The organism is Streptomyces sp. NPDC026515, assembly GCF_055567595.1.
The window spans coordinates 140498-157381 of sequence record NZ_JBVHQD010000020.1; the positions used below are offsets into that span (position 1 = coordinate 140498).

The 16884-nt window shown below is 69.0% G+C and carries 13 protein-coding genes; 6 read left to right on the forward strand and 7 right to left on the reverse strand.

The window, feature by feature from the left end; translation table 11 throughout:
• Positions 1-3: 3 nt before the first annotated feature.
• From ACZ4O3_RS34320 to ACZ4O3_RS34340, 5 genes are all read right to left on the reverse strand, one after another.
• Positions 4-942, reverse strand: coding sequence for an NADP-dependent oxidoreductase (locus ACZ4O3_RS34320; RefSeq protein ID WP_467726040.1), 939 nt, complete (start codon positions 940-942; stop codon positions 4-6).
• Positions 943-1137: 195 nt separating this feature from the next.
• Positions 1138-2028 (reverse strand): RNA polymerase sigma factor SigJ, encoded by an 891-nt coding sequence (gene sigJ / locus ACZ4O3_RS34325; protein ID WP_362713694.1) that lies wholly within the window; start codon positions 2026-2028, stop codon positions 1138-1140.
• A gap of 560 nt (positions 2029-2588) precedes the next feature.
• The gene (pdxR, locus tag ACZ4O3_RS34330; protein ID WP_467726042.1) at positions 2589-3935 is read right to left on the reverse strand and encodes a MocR-like pyridoxine biosynthesis transcription factor PdxR; all 1347 of its coding nucleotides are present in this window, start codon (positions 3933-3935) and stop codon (positions 2589-2591) included.
• A gap of 80 nt (positions 3936-4015) precedes the next feature.
• A complete protein-coding gene (locus ACZ4O3_RS34335; RefSeq protein WP_362713698.1) occupies positions 4016-4399 on the reverse strand; it encodes an MmcQ/YjbR family DNA-binding protein in 384 nt (127 codons plus the stop codon).
• A 943-nt stretch (positions 4400-5342) separates the two neighbouring features.
• A complete protein-coding gene (locus ACZ4O3_RS34340) occupies positions 5343-6014 on the reverse strand; it encodes a TetR/AcrR family transcriptional regulator (protein WP_362713700.1) in 672 nt (223 codons plus the stop codon).
• Between the two features lie 286 nt (positions 6015-6300).
• Here ACZ4O3_RS34340 and ACZ4O3_RS34345 point away from each other — a divergent pair, with 286 nt between their 5' ends.
• A complete protein-coding gene (locus tag ACZ4O3_RS34345) occupies positions 6301-8262 on the forward strand; it encodes a SpoIIE family protein phosphatase (protein WP_467726044.1) in 1962 nt (653 codons plus the stop codon).
• A gap of 91 nt (positions 8263-8353) precedes the next feature.
• On the opposite strand, the gene ACZ4O3_RS34350 is transcribed toward ACZ4O3_RS34345, so the two are convergent.
• Entirely contained in the window at positions 8354-8971 is a 618-nt protein-coding gene (locus ACZ4O3_RS34350) for a TetR/AcrR family transcriptional regulator (protein WP_467726046.1), read from the reverse strand.
• A gap of 936 nt (positions 8972-9907) precedes the next feature.
• On the opposite strand from ACZ4O3_RS34350, the gene ACZ4O3_RS34355 reads away from it, so the two are divergent.
• The 5 genes from ACZ4O3_RS34355 (at position 9908) to ACZ4O3_RS34375 (ending at position 15185) form a co-directional block, all read left to right on the forward strand.
• Positions 9908-10462: a carboxymuconolactone decarboxylase family protein gene (locus ACZ4O3_RS34355; protein ID WP_467726048.1), complete on the forward strand. Its 555-nt coding sequence runs from the start codon at positions 9908-9910 to the stop codon at positions 10460-10462.
• A 238-nt stretch (positions 10463-10700) separates the two neighbouring features.
• Complete coding sequence (locus ACZ4O3_RS34360; protein WP_467726050.1) at positions 10701-11525, forward strand: isocitrate lyase/PEP mutase family protein; 825 nt, start codon at positions 10701-10703, stop codon at positions 11523-11525.
• A gap of 60 nt (positions 11526-11585) precedes the next feature.
• The gene (locus tag ACZ4O3_RS34365) at positions 11586-12233 is read left to right on the forward strand and encodes a nitroreductase family protein (protein WP_362713709.1); all 648 of its coding nucleotides are present in this window, start codon (positions 11586-11588) and stop codon (positions 12231-12233) included.
• 289 nt (positions 12234-12522) lie between these two features.
• Positions 12523-13422, forward strand: a complete 900-nt coding sequence (locus ACZ4O3_RS34370; RefSeq protein WP_467726052.1) for a zinc-binding dehydrogenase — start codon at positions 12523-12525, stop codon at positions 13420-13422.
• Positions 13423-14294: 872 nt separating this feature from the next.
• A complete protein-coding gene (locus ACZ4O3_RS34375) occupies positions 14295-15185 on the forward strand; it encodes an SDR family oxidoreductase (protein WP_467726054.1) in 891 nt (296 codons plus the stop codon).
• Positions 15186-15888: 703 nt separating this feature from the next.
• Here ACZ4O3_RS34375 and ACZ4O3_RS34380 read toward each other — a convergent pair.
• On the reverse strand, positions 15889-16338 hold the full coding sequence (locus ACZ4O3_RS34380; RefSeq protein ID WP_362713714.1) for a pyridoxamine 5'-phosphate oxidase family protein: 450 nt from the start codon (positions 16336-16338) through the stop codon (positions 15889-15891).
• Positions 16339-16884: the final 546 nt, after the last annotated feature.

The following is a 16884-nucleotide window of genomic DNA, read 5'->3' on the forward strand; positions in this document are numbered from 1 at the left end:
TGATCACGAGGCGCCTCCTGTTCGGTCTTCGGTGATGCGGATGATCGTCTTACCGGGGGTGCGCGGGCCGGGGGCGAATGCGGCGGGTGCTTCGGCAAGCGGCCGCACGGCGCCGACGATCGGCTTGAGCCGTCCGTCCCTCAGCCGCGTGGCGAGGTCGATGAGCCGGGCACGGTCGGGTTCGACCACGAAGAAGACGGCCCGCCCGTGCCTGGGCCGGACCTTGGGCGGCATGGCGATGCTGACGAGCACGCCACCGGCCCGGACCAGGGTGGCCGAGCGGTCGAGGATGTCGCCGCCGATCACGTCGAACACGACGTCGGCCTCGCCGACGTCCTCCAGCTTTTCGTTCTGCAGGTCCAGGAAGGTGTCGACACCCAGGGCGAGTGCCCTGTCCCGGTCGGATGCCCGGCCGGTGCCGATGACGCGGGCGCCGACCTCGCGGGCGAGCTGTACCGCGATCGAGCCGACTCCGCCCGCGGCACCATGGACCAGCACGGTCTGGCCGGTGGTGAGGCGGCCGTGGTCGAACAGGCCCTGCCAGGCGGTCAGCCCGGAGATCGGCAGTGCGGCGGCCAGGGAGTGGTCGATGTCCGCCGGCAGCGGCGCGAGGTTTCGGGCTTCCACCGCGGCGTACTCGGCGAGCGAGCCGTTGCGGGCCCAGTCGGCCAGGCCGAACACCCGCTGGCCGACACTCAGGCCGGTGGTGCCGTACCCGAGCTCCACGACGACCCCCGACAACTCATGCCCGAGCACGCTTGGCGTTCGGTCGCGGCCCGCCCGATCGACCCACGTACCCGGCCAGTCCAGCTCGCCAGGGGTGAACCCGGCAGCGTGCACCCGCACGATGACGTCGTTCTCGGCCGCATGGGGGTAGGGCATGTCCGTCAGGGACAGCCCGGCAAGACCGGCGTCACGGTCTCGAACAGTGATGGCTTGCATACAGGTCCTTACGGGGAGGGGCGACCCGAACACGCAGTCCGTTACGCAGAGCTCGTAGCGGCTCGGCATCGGGAAGACGCGGATGCGGCGGGACGTATGCCGTTCGGCATGATCGATTTCCTGCTCGCGTATTCCTTCGTCGCCCGTTTCGCGTTCTCATCAGGGAGACGAGGCAGCCCCTCCGGGTGTGACAACTCAGACGCGCAGAAGTTTTTCGGGATTGACGACCCTGCGGTACGCGGTGATCAGACCGCCTGTGATCTGGACCGTGTCGACGGAGTAGACCCGGCCTTCGCGGTAGAACACCAAAGCGAGCTCGCCGCCGACCTCGGCGAAGTCGATGCGGTCCGGGTGCCACTGGCGCCCCACGCGGACCATGACCGCGGCGACGCGCTCGCCGCCGTGGATGAGCTTGCGTGCCGCGGAGATCTTGCCGCCACCGTCGGTGACATAGACGGCGTCCGGGTGGAGGAGTCTGACCAAGCCGGCCAGGTCCCCTGCTTCGTACGCGGAGCGGAAGACCGCCAGGACGTGTTCGCGTTCCGCCTTCGACGCCTGCGGCACGGACTGCTTCGCCTTGGCCACCCGCCGTCGTGCCCGAGAGGCGAGCTGCCGGGAAGCCGGCACGGAGACGTCCAGTACGTCGGCGATCTCGCCGAACTCGACACCGAAGACATCGTGCAGGACGAAAGCCACCCGCTCCGGCGGGGACAGCTCCTCCATGATCAGCAGCATCGCCGAACTGACGGATTCATCGACGAGTACCGGCTGCGACGCGTCCGGCCCCGTCAGGAGCGGCTCAGGCAGCCACGGTCCGACGTAGGTCTCCCGCCGGACCCGGGCGCTCTTGAGAATGTCGTACGACCGCCGCGCGGCCACCGTCACCAGCCAGGACCGCAGATCACCGATGCCCTGCAGATCCGCGCCGGCCGCCCGCAGCCACACATCCTGGGTCACGTCCTCGGCATCGGCCACGCTTCCCAACACCCGGTAGGCCACACCGAAAACGGCGGGCCGGTGCCTCTCCCATCCGGCTCCGAGCGACTCCTCCTGCTCGGACCGCCCGGGCCCGTGCCCGTCACCCATACAGATCGCAACCTCCTTGAGCTTCCGGATCCAGCCTAGCCATCCGAACCCGGGATCCTTGCAGACAGGTACGGCGCGCGGCGGGGTGGTCGTGGGGCCGTACGGCTGGCTGGCCTTCTGTCTGAATCCGGCGGCAGCGAACCCCTGCGGCGGGACCGCGTACCCGCCCATGGCACGCCGCGACTGTGGATCGTCGTGGGATTGGCCGTACTGATTGCCCCACTGGGGCCCGGCACCTCCTTCGGCCCCTCAGACACCATCCAGGACGCCGCCCTCCACGGACACCATTCAACCGGACAGCCAGTTCCAACCCCGGCCAAGCAGGCCAGCAGGTTGTGTCCGGCAAGCAGCAACAAGCCGCCTGGACCGATCAGCCCATCACCGGCGCCCGGTGGAGGGCATTGCCGTTCGGCGCCTCGGAAGGAGCGCCCGGCTCCCTCGAAACCCGCCGGCCGGCTCCCTCCGCGAGTGGCTTCCCGGCGGCGCACCCCGGGCGGCCAGGACGTGAGACCTCGTACCTGGAGAGCACAGCGTTCGAGCTCTCGGCCGCTTGGGGCGCGTCAGGAAAGGATCCCCATGAGCGCGGAGAGTGCCTGAGGCCACACGGCGTCGGAGGGCGTCCCGTAGCCCACGACGAGGGCGTCGGGCATGGCGTGCCGGGACCGCGCATGGCGGTATCGAGACAGGCCGGCCACTCTGAGTCCTTGCCGGGCCGCCGACTGAAGGACACCCTGCTCGGCGCCGGACGGCAGACTGAGCATGGTATGCAGGCCGGCCGATGTCCCCGTCACCTGCACCTTGGGGGCGTGCCGGGCCAGGGCTGTGACCAAGGAGTCTCGCCGATCGCGGTAACGCCGGCGGGCGGCACGCAGGTGACGGCCGTAGGCGCCGGAGGTGATGAATTCCGCCATGGTCAGCTGGCTCAACACCTCGCACGAGTCGATCTGTCCCTTGGCCGCCACAGCTTCCTCAGCGAGCGCGGGAGGCAGCGCCATCCAGGCCAGCCGCAGGCCAGGAGCGAGGGTATTGCTGGCGGTACCCAGGTAGACCACGCAGTCTGGAGCCAGTCCCTGCAGCGCTCCGACGGACTGGTGGTCGAACTGGAACTCGCCGTCGTAGTCATCGTCCAGGACCAGCCCGCCTGTCCGTCTGGCCCAGTCCACGACAGCCGTCCGGCGATCGCGCTGGAGCGTCGTGCCCAGCGGGAACTGGTGGGCCGGCGTGAGCAGGACCGCATCGGTGCCCTCAGGCGGGACCGGGTCGGTTCCGTGAGGATCCCAGGGAAGCGGGAGGGTCTCCAGGCTCGCGGCGGCCAGCAGGCCGCGGTACCTGTCCGGCCCGTAGGGCTCGACGGCGACACTCCGTGCCCGCCGGCCGGCCAGGACTTCGCCGAGGATCTGGAGACCGTGGGAGACGCCGGCGCAGATCAGTATGTGGTCCGGACTCGTGTGTACGCCCCGGGCCTGTGCGAGATGGTCGGCGAGTGCGGCCCGTAGCTCAGGCCGGCCGCGGGGGTCACCGTAGCCGAACGCGTCGTCGGGAGCCGCGGTGAGGGCGCGGCGTGTGGCCTTCAGCCAGGCAGCACGAGGAAATGCGGTGAGGTCGGGGCTGCCTGGGATCAGGTCGTACCGGAGTTCTCCTGACGGCTCGGCGGCTGCGCGGGCCAGGGCCGGCCGAGTGAGCATCGTGTCGGTCACGAGTGTGCCCGAGCCGGCGCGGGCGGTGAGCCATCCCTCGGCGACGAGGTCGCCGTACGCAGCCGCCATGGTGTTGCGGGCAACCCCGAGCTCGGCGGCGAGCCGGCGGGAGGAGGGCAGCCGTGTCCCGGGCGTCAGACGGCCGCTGCGGACCGCTTCGCGCAGGGCTTCGGTCAGCGCGCGGCGGACCCCCCGCCCCGCTCGCTTCACATCACTTCGGAAGGCTTGCCGCAGCTGTGCCGGACTGGCCGTGGTGCGGACATGGGGAGGCTCGGCGGGCATGACGACGGTCAGGCCCGGCGGCCGTAGGTGCGAGGATCCACGGGCTGCTCGGACGTGGGAAGGCCGCCGACCACGAGACGGTAGGAGTCGATCACGAGTTCCTTCACCAGCTCCTCGTCCACGGTGCCCCCGCCTTCCACCGTGATCCAGTGCCTCTTGTTCATGTGATAGCCGGGGGTGATGTCCTTGTGCCGCTCCCGCAGGGCCACGGCGTCGTCCGGATCGGCTTTCAGGATCACGACAGGGTGCCCCGGCATGTCAGTCATGAGCATGAAGACCTTGCCGCCGACCTTGTAGAGGTCCCAGTCGGGGCCGGAGCGGTGCTCCAGGCCGGCGCCGGGCAGCTCCGCGGTGCTGGCGCCCGCGATCTTCCGCAGTTGCTCTCCGTCCATGGTGATCAACTCCTCGTTCATCGAGTGCCCGGACCGGCCGGCCGGGGCCCCGGGGTGGTGTCTTCCTCATCGCCGGACGAACAGCGGTGTCCGCACGGCGTCGGCAGTGACGGCAGCCGACGGCGTATCGGGTCAGCTGGGCCCGGCCGCGCGACGCGCCCGGTGAACGCCGCTCTGGTCGCGCCCGGCACGCCCGTCCCTCAGCCGGTCGGCTGCCGGCGCGACGGTCTTTCGGCGCCCCTGTCGTCGTCACCTTGAACCTGTTCAGGTCCAGAGCGTCCCGTTGGCTCTCCGGCAGGCGGCTTCCGTCGGCTGGGTTCACGGAACTGTCGCCCGGCTTCCGCAGAGACCGCCCAGGCGGGCGGACATGCGCGCGGACGTGACCTGCGTCCGCCGTCGGGGCGTAGCCGACCGGCACGTGCTCCGCCGGTTTCGAGGGGCTCGCCGGTTCGCCTGAACCGAGCAACGACGCAGCCCAGACAGCACGCTGCCGCGGCCGGCTCCGGCCTCGCCCCCTGTTGGCGAAGCCGGACGCGACCGACCGTTGGGAACTGGAGGTCGACGTGCATGGTGCTTACCGCCCTGGAGATCCTCGTGAGGCTTCACTGCAAGCTGCCCGCAGTGGACCGCTCTCTCCAAACGTACCGTAAGTCGGCCGGTTTTCAGGACTAAATAGTCCTCTAATGGGGAGAGGTTCTCCGCTTTCGACTGAAGGCTGGGCTGCGCACAGGCACAGAAGGGACTGTGCCGGGTGCGGAATGTGAGGACGGACGCAGGCTTGTGCCGTCGAAAATCCGTCGGGCCCGCCGACGGTCGTCGGGAGGCGGTGAAGGTCCGGTGGCGGTCGCCGGGAGGCGGTGAAGGTCCGGTGGCGGAGGCGGAGACGTGACCCGCCTGACGTGCGGCACCGGATTTCCTCCGGTGCCGCCCTGGCGCAGCCGGCTCAGTGCCCTGACGGATCCTCCGTCGGCGGACCGGCGTCCCCGGCGGGTACGGCGTAGGTCTTGACGTGGCCGATCGCCATGTCCAGGGCGATCCTCATGGGCTTGACGTCCTGGGCTGTCTGCGCAAGGAGGTAGCCACCCTGAAGCGCGGCCATGAGGCCGGTGGCCAGCTCTTCGGCATCTGCCTCGGCGCGGAGGACTCCTGAGTCCTTCATACGGTCGAGCCCGGCCTCCAGCAGTCCTTCCCAGGTGTCGAAGTGCCGGGAGAGCGCCTCGCGTGCCTCTTCGTCCTGATCGGCCAACTCGCTCGCGAGGGATCCGAGCGGGCAGCCGTACGCCCCGTTACGGAGCGCGTTGTGTTCGACCAGCGCGTCCCGCCAGCGCTCCAGCCCGCGGAGGGAGTTGAGCCGCTGAAGGAGCTGGTGCTGACGTTTGAGCAGTTCAGCGGCCTGCAATGCGACAACGTCCCGCACCAGTGCATCCTTGTCGGGGTAGTGGCGGTAGAGCTGGGATTTGCTCGTTCCGCTGGCCGCCCTGACCTCGTCGAGGGTCGTGGAAGACACGCCCCGGACGTACATCATGTCGGCGGCAGCCCTCAGAATGCGCTCCCGAGTCGCCCGCCCGCGCTCGGTCAGCCGGGAGTCATTTCTGTCGCGCGCCTGTTCCGCCACGTGGGCCAGATTACCGCTGTGCAGGCTAGCAGGATCCAAAAGGGACCTCAAGGTCCTTTTTCTTGGTCGCCCGGGAGGACCGGACCGGCCTGGGTCTCCGCCCGGTCGGGGAATGCTCCCGCGAAGGGCCTTCGCGGTCCGAAGACGATCACCGGCGTTGGTCGATCCACGCCGACGGCCGGTGCGGGCCAGAGAGACCGGCTGCGTGGACGAGGCCCGCTCTGCGGCAGATAGTTGTTGAAGGACGACGAGGTCATATCGCTCGACGATCGGGAGTGAGCGGCCAATGGACGCCTCGGACGAACTTCTTCAGATGGCTACACCGTCCGCGCTTTTGACCCTGGATGGTGTCATCCGCTCCCTGAACTCCGCGATGGCCGCGCAGCTGGGCAGGCCGCGGCAGCAGTGCACAGGCCGCTGCTTCATTGATCTCCTTCATGAGGACCAGCGCATCTCGGCAGAGGGCCTGCTGACGCACGGGGCCACGGCGAAGACGCTCGCGATACGTGTACTGGAATTTCCCGGTTCCGGCACCGCGACGGTGGTCTGTCTGGTGGAGGCCCGAGCGGTGACGGAATCCTCGACCGGCGAGCGCCTTGTGTGGGTGCATTCGCTGGACGCGAGACACGACCTGTACGGCTTGCTGATCCCCTTCCAGCTTGCGGCGAAGACTGCCGGCCTCGGCCTGTGCATGTGTCGCCCCGACGAGCAGCTGGAGTGGCTGGGCGGCGCGCCCGCCCTGGCCGCACTCTTCCCGCAGGCGTTGGTGCCCAGGTCAAAGATGATCAGGCGCGTGCACCCCGATGACCGGAAGGACGTGCGGCGGCTGGCGGGCCCGGCGACCGCCCGGTCCTCGTGGACCAGACTGCGGTTTCTCACCGAGCGCGACGGCTGGGCCGTTCTCGGCGGTCAGGTCCGCCGGATCCAGTTGGGATACGGCGGACCCGAACGGGTCTTCCTGGTGATTCGCGACGACACCCAGTCGGAGGCACACCGTCAGGAGACGCTGGCCGAGGCAAGCGCGGAGCGGGACCGCGCGGACGCGATCACCGCCTTCTCCTCCGCCCTGTTCAGCGCATCGACCGAGCAGGAACTGCAGCAGGTCGTCCTGGCCCGGCTCGCTGCGGCCGCGGGAGGTTCCGGCGCTCTCTTCGCCCTCGTCGACGAGGGTCGCCTGCGGGTCTCCTCGGACGGCGGGATCCCCACGTGGGAGGTGGATGCTCTGCTCGGTCTGTCGCTGGATGAGGACGGGCCGTTGCCGTATGCGATGCGTACCGGTCAGGCGCAGATCTTCCGCAACCAGGAGGAGCTGGCCCGCCGGTGGCCGGACGACGAGGGCCTGCCCCTGCCGCGATCCGCCCCTGGCACCGCTTTGTCGATCACCCCCCTCAGCCCGGAGGGCGACCGGCCACTCGGAGCCTGGGTGGTGACGTACGAGAGGGAGCATGTTCCGTCGGCGGAGAAGCTCGCCTTCCTGACGACCCTGGCCGAATTGGCAGGCCAGGCGCTGAAGACCAGCAGGCTGCAGCAAGCCCACGTCGAGCTGTCCGTGGCGCTCCAGGAGAGCATGCTCCCCACGCTGCCGCACCACCTCGCGGGACTGGAGATCGCCGTCCGGTATCAGCCCAGCCGGGATGGACTGGATGTCGGTGGCGACTGGTACGACGCGTTTTTCCTGCCCGACGGTGCGGTGGCACTGGAAATCGGCGATGCTCAAGGGCACGACGTGGATGCCGCGGTGTTCATGGGCCAGGTGCGCTTGTCCATGCGTGCGATCGCGGCCCAGGAGCCCGACCCGGCAACGGTCCTGGCGCGTACGAACGAGTTGCTCGTCGCGATGGACGCGCCACGCTTCGCAAGCTGCACCATGCTGCACCTCGATCCGCGGAACGGAAAGGTCGTCGGGACCAGCGCAGGCCACGTGCCACTGCTTCAGGCGCGCGACAACGGCAGCCACACCGTCCGCGCACTTCCCCCGGGGCCGGTCCTTGGAATCGTGTCCGGCACCGAATACCCCGAGGAGACCTTCACCTTGGAAGAGGGCACCGCGCTGGTCATGGTCACCGATGGTGTGGTCGAAGGGCCAAGCCTGACCCTGGACGCCGGACTGGAGCGTGCGGGAGCGCTGGCCGGCCGAGCGCTCCACGACCGGCTCGGCGTCGAGGCGACCGCGGACCGGCTGCTCGACGCGGTAGCAGCGGTGGACCACCTGGACGACGTGGCCGTGCTGGTCATCCGGCGCGCATGACTCGAATCGTCCGGGCGCCGGGCAAGGTCGTGCGCGAGGCTCGCCTGACCTGCCGGAGCGGACGCGAAGGTGCCCTGCGGACCGCGAGGGCTCAGTCGCGAGCGAAGATCGCGATGTGGTCCAGGGCCATGTCCAGCGCGACGGCCATCGGCTCGGAGCTGTGAGCGTTCTGCGCGAGCACGTAACCCCCCTGCAGGGCGGCGAGCAGACCCGTACCCAGGCGTCGCGGGTCCGCGTCTTCGGAGAGCACGCCGAGGTCGCGGAGCCGGTCCAGTGTCTCGACGAGCATCCGCTGCCAGGCGTCGAATGATGCGTTGAGCGCCTGGCGGGACTGCTCGTCGTTGTCGGACAGCTCGATCGACATCGCGCCGAGCGCGCACCCGTACGAACCGTCCTGCAGTGCGTTGGCCTGGACCAAGGCGTCACGCCAGCGGCGCAGACCGGCGAGGGTCTTCACGCCGCGCAGGCGCTGTTCCTCGCGGGCGAGGACGGATCTCGACTGGACATCGATCACGGTGTGGACCAGCGCGCGCTTGTCCTTGAAGTGGTTGTACAACTGCGACTTGCTCGTTCCGCTCGCCACGCGGATGTCATCGAGCGTGGTGGCGTTGACGCCCCTGACATAGAACAGCTTGGCTGCCGAATCAACGATCCGTGAACGGGTCTCCAGACCGCGTGACGTGCGGCGAGCGTCGCTGGCTGCGGGCATGGCGTCTCCCTCGGGTGCGTTACTCACTCGTGCTGCTCGGTCGTGGAGCGCATCACAAGCGCGGTGGCCTCGATCCCCAGGGGCAGCGACGGGGCCGGATCAGTTGTGACCCCAATACGACCATAAGGGGCGACCGACGAGAGAAGGCAGCCCGGTGATCCTCCACGAAGGTGCCGAAGGTGTCGTGGCTCGTGAGACGGGACCGGACCTGCCCCGCGTCGCTCAGTTCCGCACTCACCGGCCGCGGTGCGCCCCGGCGGCCGGTGACCGCCGGGCCTCCTCGGCGAAGACCTCCGGCAGGGTTCCGCCCGGCCGGAGGTGCGGGCAGGGTCGGGCGGGCGCCGGTCGGGGTCGTGACGCCGAGCCGGCGCGGCATTGCGGAGCCGAGGTTCTGTGCTGCGACGGCCATGGCGACCAGCACCTCCTCCTCGACGGACGCGAGACGGCGGCGCAGGCATCCGGGGCGTTGCCTTCGACCTGGTCGAGCCTCACCGTGTCGAGGACTAAATAGTCCAGGTATGTCAATCGATCTGGACCGAGACGAACCAGCGCGACATGGTCCGCATCCACTCGATCCAGTCAGTGCACTCTCTCGCAACCGCGCTGTGAAATAGTGTTGAACTGCAACTTTGCTGGTCCGACGCGGTCTCGGGCGTCTTGCGGGCGATCGGATGGACGCCTTCCCTCCAAGGGGAGGTTGCATAGAAATTTCTGGTCTGTATAGTCCTTTCTGTGTGGTGCTCGAGGTAGGGAAGAGAACCGGAACTCGGCACCGACGGAGCCGCCCCTCCCCCTCCGGGTCTCCTTGGCCGGCCGCACCCCGGGCGAGTTCGAGGCTGTGGCCGCCATGGGAAGAGCTGCGGCGGAACTCCGAAACACTGCGAGCCCGGCTCGGGCTCGACAACTGTTCACCCGCCGATCGAAGGTCGATTCCCCGTGTCACGACTGAACGCTCCCGCTCCAGACGATGTGCCTGCCGGCGCACAGCAGATACTCGGCACCGTTGGTGCGCAGCTGGGCTTCGTCCCGAACATGTTCAAGACCCTCGCGTCGAACCCCGTCGTTCTCGAGGTCGTCACGACTCTGCAAGGCGCCCTGAGCCGGGTTCTCGACGGGAAGACCCGGCACAGCATTGCCCTGGCCGTGTCGCAGGCCAACGGCTGCGGTTACTGCCTGGCGATGCACACCCACGTCGCGACCGAATTCGGCGGTATGTCGGGCGACGACATCGAGCTCGGCCGCGCCGGAAGCTCCGTCGACCCCCAACGTGCCGCGGCCGCCCGCTTCGCGCGGCAGGTGGTCGAGAGTCGCGGGCAGGTCAGCGACACCGACCTCGCGGACGTACGGGGCGCCGGATACACCGATGCCCAGATCCTGGCCATCGTCGCGGTGGCGGTGCAGTTCCTGCTCACCAACTTCATCAACAACGTCAACCAGACCGACCTCGACATCCCCGCCGTCGACCCGGTCGATACGACCGTGCGCCAGTGAACCCTGCGCCCGATCCGCCGGTACCCCGCGCGGCCCGCGGAGAGACCCACCGCCCTGCTGCGCGACACATGTGAGCCCGGTGGGCGGGGGCCGCGAGTCCTCCCGGCTCATCGAGTCCGCGGCAATCGTTCACGGTCCGCATCGTCTCGTCTGCCGAGGCCCCGGCGGAGTCAGGACGCGGCTCGGACACGCGGTCGGCGACCGCCACCGAGTCGGTGATCATTCAGGAAGGCGCGACATGCCGGGCTCCGAACTCTATGAGCAATTCATGGCGCTGCACACCCGCGACGGTGGCCTCGTCATGCCCAACGCCTGGGACGGCCTCTCGGCGCTGATGCTGGCCGATGCCGGCTTCGAGGCGATCGCGACATCGTCCGCGGCGATCGCCGCCACACTGGGCCGCCTCGACGGGCGTCACCAAGTCACCCGTGAAGAGCACCTTGAGCACGCGCGGCTGCTCGGCAGCCTCACAGGGCTGCCCGTCAACGGAGACTTCGAGGACGGATACGGCGACACGCCCGAGGACGTCGCCGCGACCGTCGAGGCCGCCGTGGAGGTGGGCCTGGCCGGTATCGGGGTGGAGGACACCTCGGGCGATCCCGACAGGCCGATCCGTGACTTCGACGAAGCGGTCAGTCGCGTCCGTAGCGCCGTCGCCGCGTCGAGGGGACGCATCGTCGTTACCGGCCGGACCGACAACTTCATCCAGGGGCGCCCCGATCTCGACGACACCGTCCGGCGTCTGACGGCCTTCGCCGAGGTGGGCGCGGACGTGGTCTACGCGCCGTTCCCACCCGACCTCGACGCACTCGTCGCGATCGTCACCGCGCTCGCCCCCACACCGGTCAACGTCCTGGTGTCACCGGCGGACAAGGTGCTCACCGTCGCTCAACTGCAGCAGGCCGGGGTCAGGCGAATCAGCCTGGGGCCGTTGCTCTACACCCACGCGATGGGGGCGGTCGACGAGGCGGCGAAGGCACTCCTCGCGGGTGACCTCGCCTCGGCGACGACAGGCATGAGTTTCGGCCGCGTCGAGGAACTGCTCGCCCGCGCCAAGAACTGACCCGCTCAGCACGAATCACAGACTCTTCAACTCGTGATCACAACCCAAAGGCAGGATGACATGGACCTCGGCAAGCTCATGAACAAGCACCTCACCAGGTACTTCGACCCCAGCAAGACCATCCCCGACGAGACACTCCAGCAACTGCTGGGGTTCCTGCGCTCGACGCCGTCGTCGACGAACGTGCAGCCCAACCACTTCTACGTCCTCGCCACGCCCGAGGGAAAGGAGCGGCTGGCGGCCAACCTCGGTGAGCGGTTCCAGGACAACAGCGAGAAGATCCTGAACGCCTCGCACACCGTCATCCTCACCACCAGGGCGGACCTTCCCGAGGGCCACCTCCAGGCGGTGTTCGACAAGGAGCGGGCCGACGGCCGGTTCCCCGACCCGGCCAAGCAAGCGCGGTGGGAGTCGATGACCCGCGACTTCCTCAACCTGCGCAACTACGGCTACAAGGACCTGAACCACTGGATGGAAAAGCAGACCTACCTCGCGATGGGTCTGACCATGATGGCGGCCGCCGAACTCGGCGTCGAAGCCATGCCGCTCGAAGGCTTCGACCCGACCAGTGTCGACAAGGCGTTCAAGATCCGCGAAACCGGACACACCACGACCGTGCTGCTGGCCCTCGGCTACCCCGACCCGGCGAAGGCCTACCACAGCCCGGTCTCGCGCTTCGAGACCGACCAGCTGTTCACGTTCGTCTAGACGACCGCGGCACCGGGAACTCCGCGAGCCGTCGCCCTGGCTGAGCCCGTCTCGCCGCCACCGAACGGCTGGGCAGCACCTTCCGCGGAGTCCCGGCAACGCAACGCCGCGGCCCTGACCGCTGCGGATCCGGACGGGTCGGTCGAACCGAGCGCGAGGACGGAGATCTACCGTGAAAGTGTGCGGAATGTCCCTGTCCGACACCGATGCCTGATGTGAATTCCGGCCAGTACCTCCCGGTCGGCCGGACCGAATGAGAGGACAACGATCCACTATGAAGGCGTGCGGAGTGTCCACGGCGGAGGCGGAAGTCGCCCTGCTGGAACTGCCCGAACCGTCGTCGCCCGGGCCGGGCCAGATCCTGGTCGCGGTGGAGGCTGCCGGGGTCGGACCGTGGGACGAACTGGAGATCGACGCTCGGTGGGACGTGGGGTTGCGGCTCCCGGCGGCGCTGGGAGTGGAGGGCGCGGGGAAGGTGCTGGGAGTCGGTGCGGGTGTCACTCGGTTTGCGGTGGGCGACCGGGTGCTCGCGCACGAAGCCCCGCTGCCCGGAGGGAGCGGCTTCTGGGCCGAACGCGTTCTGATCAGCGCGGATCATGCGGCGGCCTGCCCACCCGACCTGGACGCCGCCCACGCAGCGGCACTGCCTGTCAACGGGCTCACCGCGCTGCAGGCTTTGGAGAAGCTGGCACTCAACCGAGGACAGCGGCTCCTGATCACCAACGGAGGCGGGGGCACCGGAGCACTGGCCCTCCAACTCGCCGCGGCCCAGGGCGTCGAGGTGACCGCGACCGCGTCTGCCACCGGTGCCGAGCGTCTGCTCGGTCTGGGAGCGAAGGAGGTCGTCGACTACCGCGACCCGCACTGGGCGACCACGGTACGCGGCGGATTCGACGCTGCCCTCATCATCGCCGCAGGCACGGCTGCCGCGGCTCTGCCTCTGGTGCGCGACGGCGGCCGGCTGTGCTCGCTCACCTCCGATGCTCCCTCCGGGGAACGGGGGATCACCAGTTGGGACCTCTACATCGAGCCCAACGCCGCGCAGCTTGCCCAGCTGGCGGAGCAGACCGCGGCCGGAACCTTGAAACTCGCACCGGAACCTCTGCCGCTGAGCGAGGGGCCGGCTGCATTCACCCGAGTCACTGCGGGACGTGCCGGCGGTAAGAAGGTCGTGCTCATTCCCGCATGACACGCCCGAGCGCTGACCGATCCTCAGGCCGGGGCGTGCGGTGACTGGACGTGGACGCGTTCCGGCTGCCGCCCGAGTCGTCCGCTACGGAGCTGGGGGCGAGCTGGAACGGCCCTCGGCCTGGGTCGAGCGCCGCGGCCGGGGCCGGACGCCCTCGGTCCCGGGACATGAGGTGGCGGGCGTGGCCTCCTGTCGCGGCTGTGGGACGGCAGGGCTGTCGTTCGGGCAGCGCCTGTTCGGCCTCACGGACTGGACCCGCGACGGCACCCTCGCGCAGTACGTCGGCGGCACCGGACGCGGCGCCCACGGCCCAAGCGCGTTCGGCTTCGCACGAGTTCGTGGACCTCGACAACGACACGCTGGAGGACGTCGGCGAACCCGTCCCGCCAGTTGGTTGCGCTGATCGGACCGGATGCAGTCGTCGTTCGGCTGCTCAAGGATCGCCAGATCCTCGAAAGATGCCTTGACGTCGTCCATCATCCCTGGCCCTATCTGCATGGTTCGATTTCTGGCGGAACGGATTATCGCTTCCGTAAATGCACGCGGAAATCGGCTGTGGCGTTCTGTCCTCACCCGTGTGGTCAGAGCTACCGCCACACCTCGTTCCGAGGGTAAGCTTCTTCCCTGGACCATCTCCGAGTTCCCGAAGTTATTGAACCGTATGCCGGCAGACGGCCTACGCTCATCGGAGCGGTATCTGACAGCAGGCAATACCGCATATCGATAGGTATGCGTTGCCGGGATGCCGAGTCGGACCGGGGAAAGGCAGTCGCCTCGTCGGGGGAATTCGGAGGCGAGCACCGTCGGCCCGCGATTCGGCCGTCACTTCCTTTTCCGCGACACAGCGTCGCATCAATAATCCGGAGCCTCCCATGCGTGTGTTCGTCACAGGAGCCAGCGGCAGCATTGGCTCAGTTGTAGTTCCCGAACTCATCGCTGCCGGCCACGAAGTCCTGGGCCTCGTTCGTTCCGACGCTGCGGCTACGGCCGTCTCCACCGCTGGCGCGACGCCCCTCCGCGGCGACCTCACCGACCTGGACAGCCTCCGGGCGGGCGCCGCCCAGGCAGATGGCGTCATCAACCTGGCCTTTGGAAACGACTGGAGCAACTTGCAGCCGTGCATCGAAGCCGAGACCGAAGCCATCCAGACCCTCGCCGACGCACTCGCAGGCAGCGGGAAACCCTTCGTGCACGCCGGCCTCACACCGATGGAACCGGGCCACGTCTCCACCGAGGATGATCCCGACACCACCGACGGCCCCGTCGGTGGCCGCGGTCTCAACTCACAGACAGTGCTGAACCTGGCCGACCAGGGCGTCCGCTCCTCCGTCGTACGGCTGCCGCGCTCCGTGCATCAACGTGCGACGCACTACGGCTTCTGTTCGGTACTCATTGCCGCCGCGCGGAGAACAGGCGTGTCCATGTACGTGGGCGATGGCGCTCAACGCTGGCCGGCGGTCAACCGCCTCGATGCCGCCCGGCTGTTCCGCATCGCCCTCGAGGACGCTGCACCCGGCACGGTCCTGCACGCGGTTGCCGACGAGGGCGACACCATGCGGTCCCTGGCCGAGGCGGTAGGCGACGTGCTCGCGGTGCCGGTCGAGTCGACGTCACCGGACGACTTCGGCCTCATAGGCCGGCTGTTCGCCCTCGACATGCCATCCTCGAGTGCGCTGACCCAGAAGCGGTTCGGCTGGGAGCCCACCCACCCGAGCCTGATGGCGGACCTGGCCGCCGGTGACTATCCCGCCCAGGCCGGATAGTGACGCCGCGGCCCCGCGCGACGACCACGGCCTGTTCGTGGTGGAGATCTGCTGAGACCCTCCTGCGACCGCCGTGGCGAAACCGGCGACCACCGCGACGACGGCGACCGCCGGCCTGCCCGTCAGGGCCGGGCTCGGCTCGCCTCAGTGCCCACCGTGACACCGCCTCATCCCGGCACAGTGTCGTTGTCTCTCCCCGAGCTCCAACTACCGCCTCGTCGAAGGACTGTTCGTCCATGCTGGACTTCCCGGGCGCCGCCCGTCCGTGGGGACCGACGACGAGCCGACGCCAGCGGTGGACGAACGACGGTAAGCGTGGCGGCTCCGTACCCAACGGGCGTGGGCGACGGTGTCGGGGAGTTCGTCGGTGGTGGGTTCGGATCTGAACCGGGCGCGGTGTCTCTTGGACGGCCCGACCCCGCGGGTCGGACACCGACGCCTGACGTCCGGCGGTCCGCCCGTTCCCGGCCGTCGGCACTGTGGTCCGAGCGTCACGTCACCATCGGCGGGAAGACCGTTCGCCCGTCGGCCAGGCACCGCCGCGTCCTGCTCTCGGCCACCGCCCGAGCACATGCGCACGAGTCTGACCGACGAGACCTCTCGCAGAACTGGCGCGTGGTTGCCGACAACTCGGCTGGACCGGCGGGGCGCGGAGGTGGTGACGTCCGGCTGACGACTCCGGCCTCGGACGGCCTGGCCTGTGTCAGCCGTCCTGCGGCTGCTCCGGTGGGACCTCAGGACGCTGTCGATGCCCTAGTTCGCGCCCAGTGATCATCTCGCAATCGATCCGGACGAACACCGGCTCCGGTGTCGGCATCCATGAGCGGGGGCCTGTCTGTGCCAGCCGCGCGCGTTCCGCGGAGCTGCTCACCACGGTGGCCCGTCCGGTGACGACCACACTCCAGCCGGACCGGTTCTCTGCATCGAATTCATCCGCCTCGAAGGCGACCACGACGCCTTCGACGGCACGGACCAGTTCCGAATTCGGGGCGGTGCACAAGAGCACCGAGGAATCGGCGTCCAGCGAGAAGTTTACGGGAAGTACTGCAGGCAGCGCGTGCCGGGTGTAGACCACGCGACCGACCGGCACCTTGGCGAGCAGGCGTAGACACTCCAGGCGGTCGAGTGCGCGAAAGTCGTTGTCCCGGGACATCTGGTCATCCTCCTCGTACCGCGGGCATGGACGTAGGGCCGACCGGCCCTATCGTGGGAGCCGGCCGGGGTTGTCCGGCCGGGTGCCCAGGGGGGCGTCCGCCCGCGCTGTCGCGAGGCGCGGCACGTGCGCTCGACGACGTGGCGGAAGAGGCCCGGGCCGGTGCCGTGGGGCTCGCCCCGCTTCGCGATGACCGGTCGGATCCCGCGGACCCAGAGCAAGCGACGGTACGTGTCGTGGTCGCCGCCGGGATCGGCCGGCAGTGCACCGGAGCGCCGACGCGGCCTGTCGACTCGTCCGTCGACAGGCGGGATCTTGTCGGACAGAGGCAGGAGGTGGGTGATGAGGTGGGGATGCCGGTGCGCGGCACGAACACGATGCCGGAGGTCTGTCCTCGACCAGCTTCGGCGCCGGCACGGGCGGCAACGGTTGGATCAGCGCCCACAGTTCATCCGACACGATCGGGCTGCGGCTGACGTTTCCCCCGACCGCACCAGCGAGCAGACAAGCCTGCGGTCCCGTGATCAACAGCTTTCGTCAGAGTCG

Bases quoted from the DNA above. Each gene is read 5' to 3' on its own strand.
- ACZ4O3_RS34320 (WP_467726040.1), bottom strand. From the start codon at position 942: ATGCAAGCCATCACTGTTCGAGACCGTGACGCCGGTCTTGCCGGGCTG.
- sigJ (WP_362713694.1), bottom strand. From the start codon at position 2,028: ATGGGTGACGGGCACGGGCCCGGGCGGTCCGAGCAGGAGGAGTCGCTC.
- ACZ4O3_RS34335 (WP_362713698.1), bottom strand. From the start codon at position 4,399: ATGGACGGAGAGCAACTGCGGAAGATCGCGGGCGCCAGCACCGCGGAG.
- ACZ4O3_RS34345 (WP_467726044.1), top strand. From the start codon at position 6,301: ATGGACGCCTCGGACGAACTTCTTCAGATGGCTACACCGTCCGCGCTT.
- ACZ4O3_RS34350 (WP_467726046.1), bottom strand. From the start codon at position 8,971: ATGCCCGCAGCCAGCGACGCTCGCCGCACGTCACGCGGTCTGGAGACC.
- ACZ4O3_RS34360 (WP_467726050.1), top strand. From the start codon at position 10,701: ATGCCGGGCTCCGAACTCTATGAGCAATTCATGGCGCTGCACACCCGC.
- ACZ4O3_RS34365 (WP_362713709.1), top strand. From the start codon at position 11,586: ATGGACCTCGGCAAGCTCATGAACAAGCACCTCACCAGGTACTTCGAC.
- ACZ4O3_RS34375 (WP_467726054.1), top strand. From the start codon at position 14,295: ATGCGTGTGTTCGTCACAGGAGCCAGCGGCAGCATTGGCTCAGTTGTA.
- ACZ4O3_RS34380 (WP_362713714.1), bottom strand. From the start codon at position 16,338: ATGTCCCGGGACAACGACTTTCGCGCACTCGACCGCCTGGAGTGTCTA.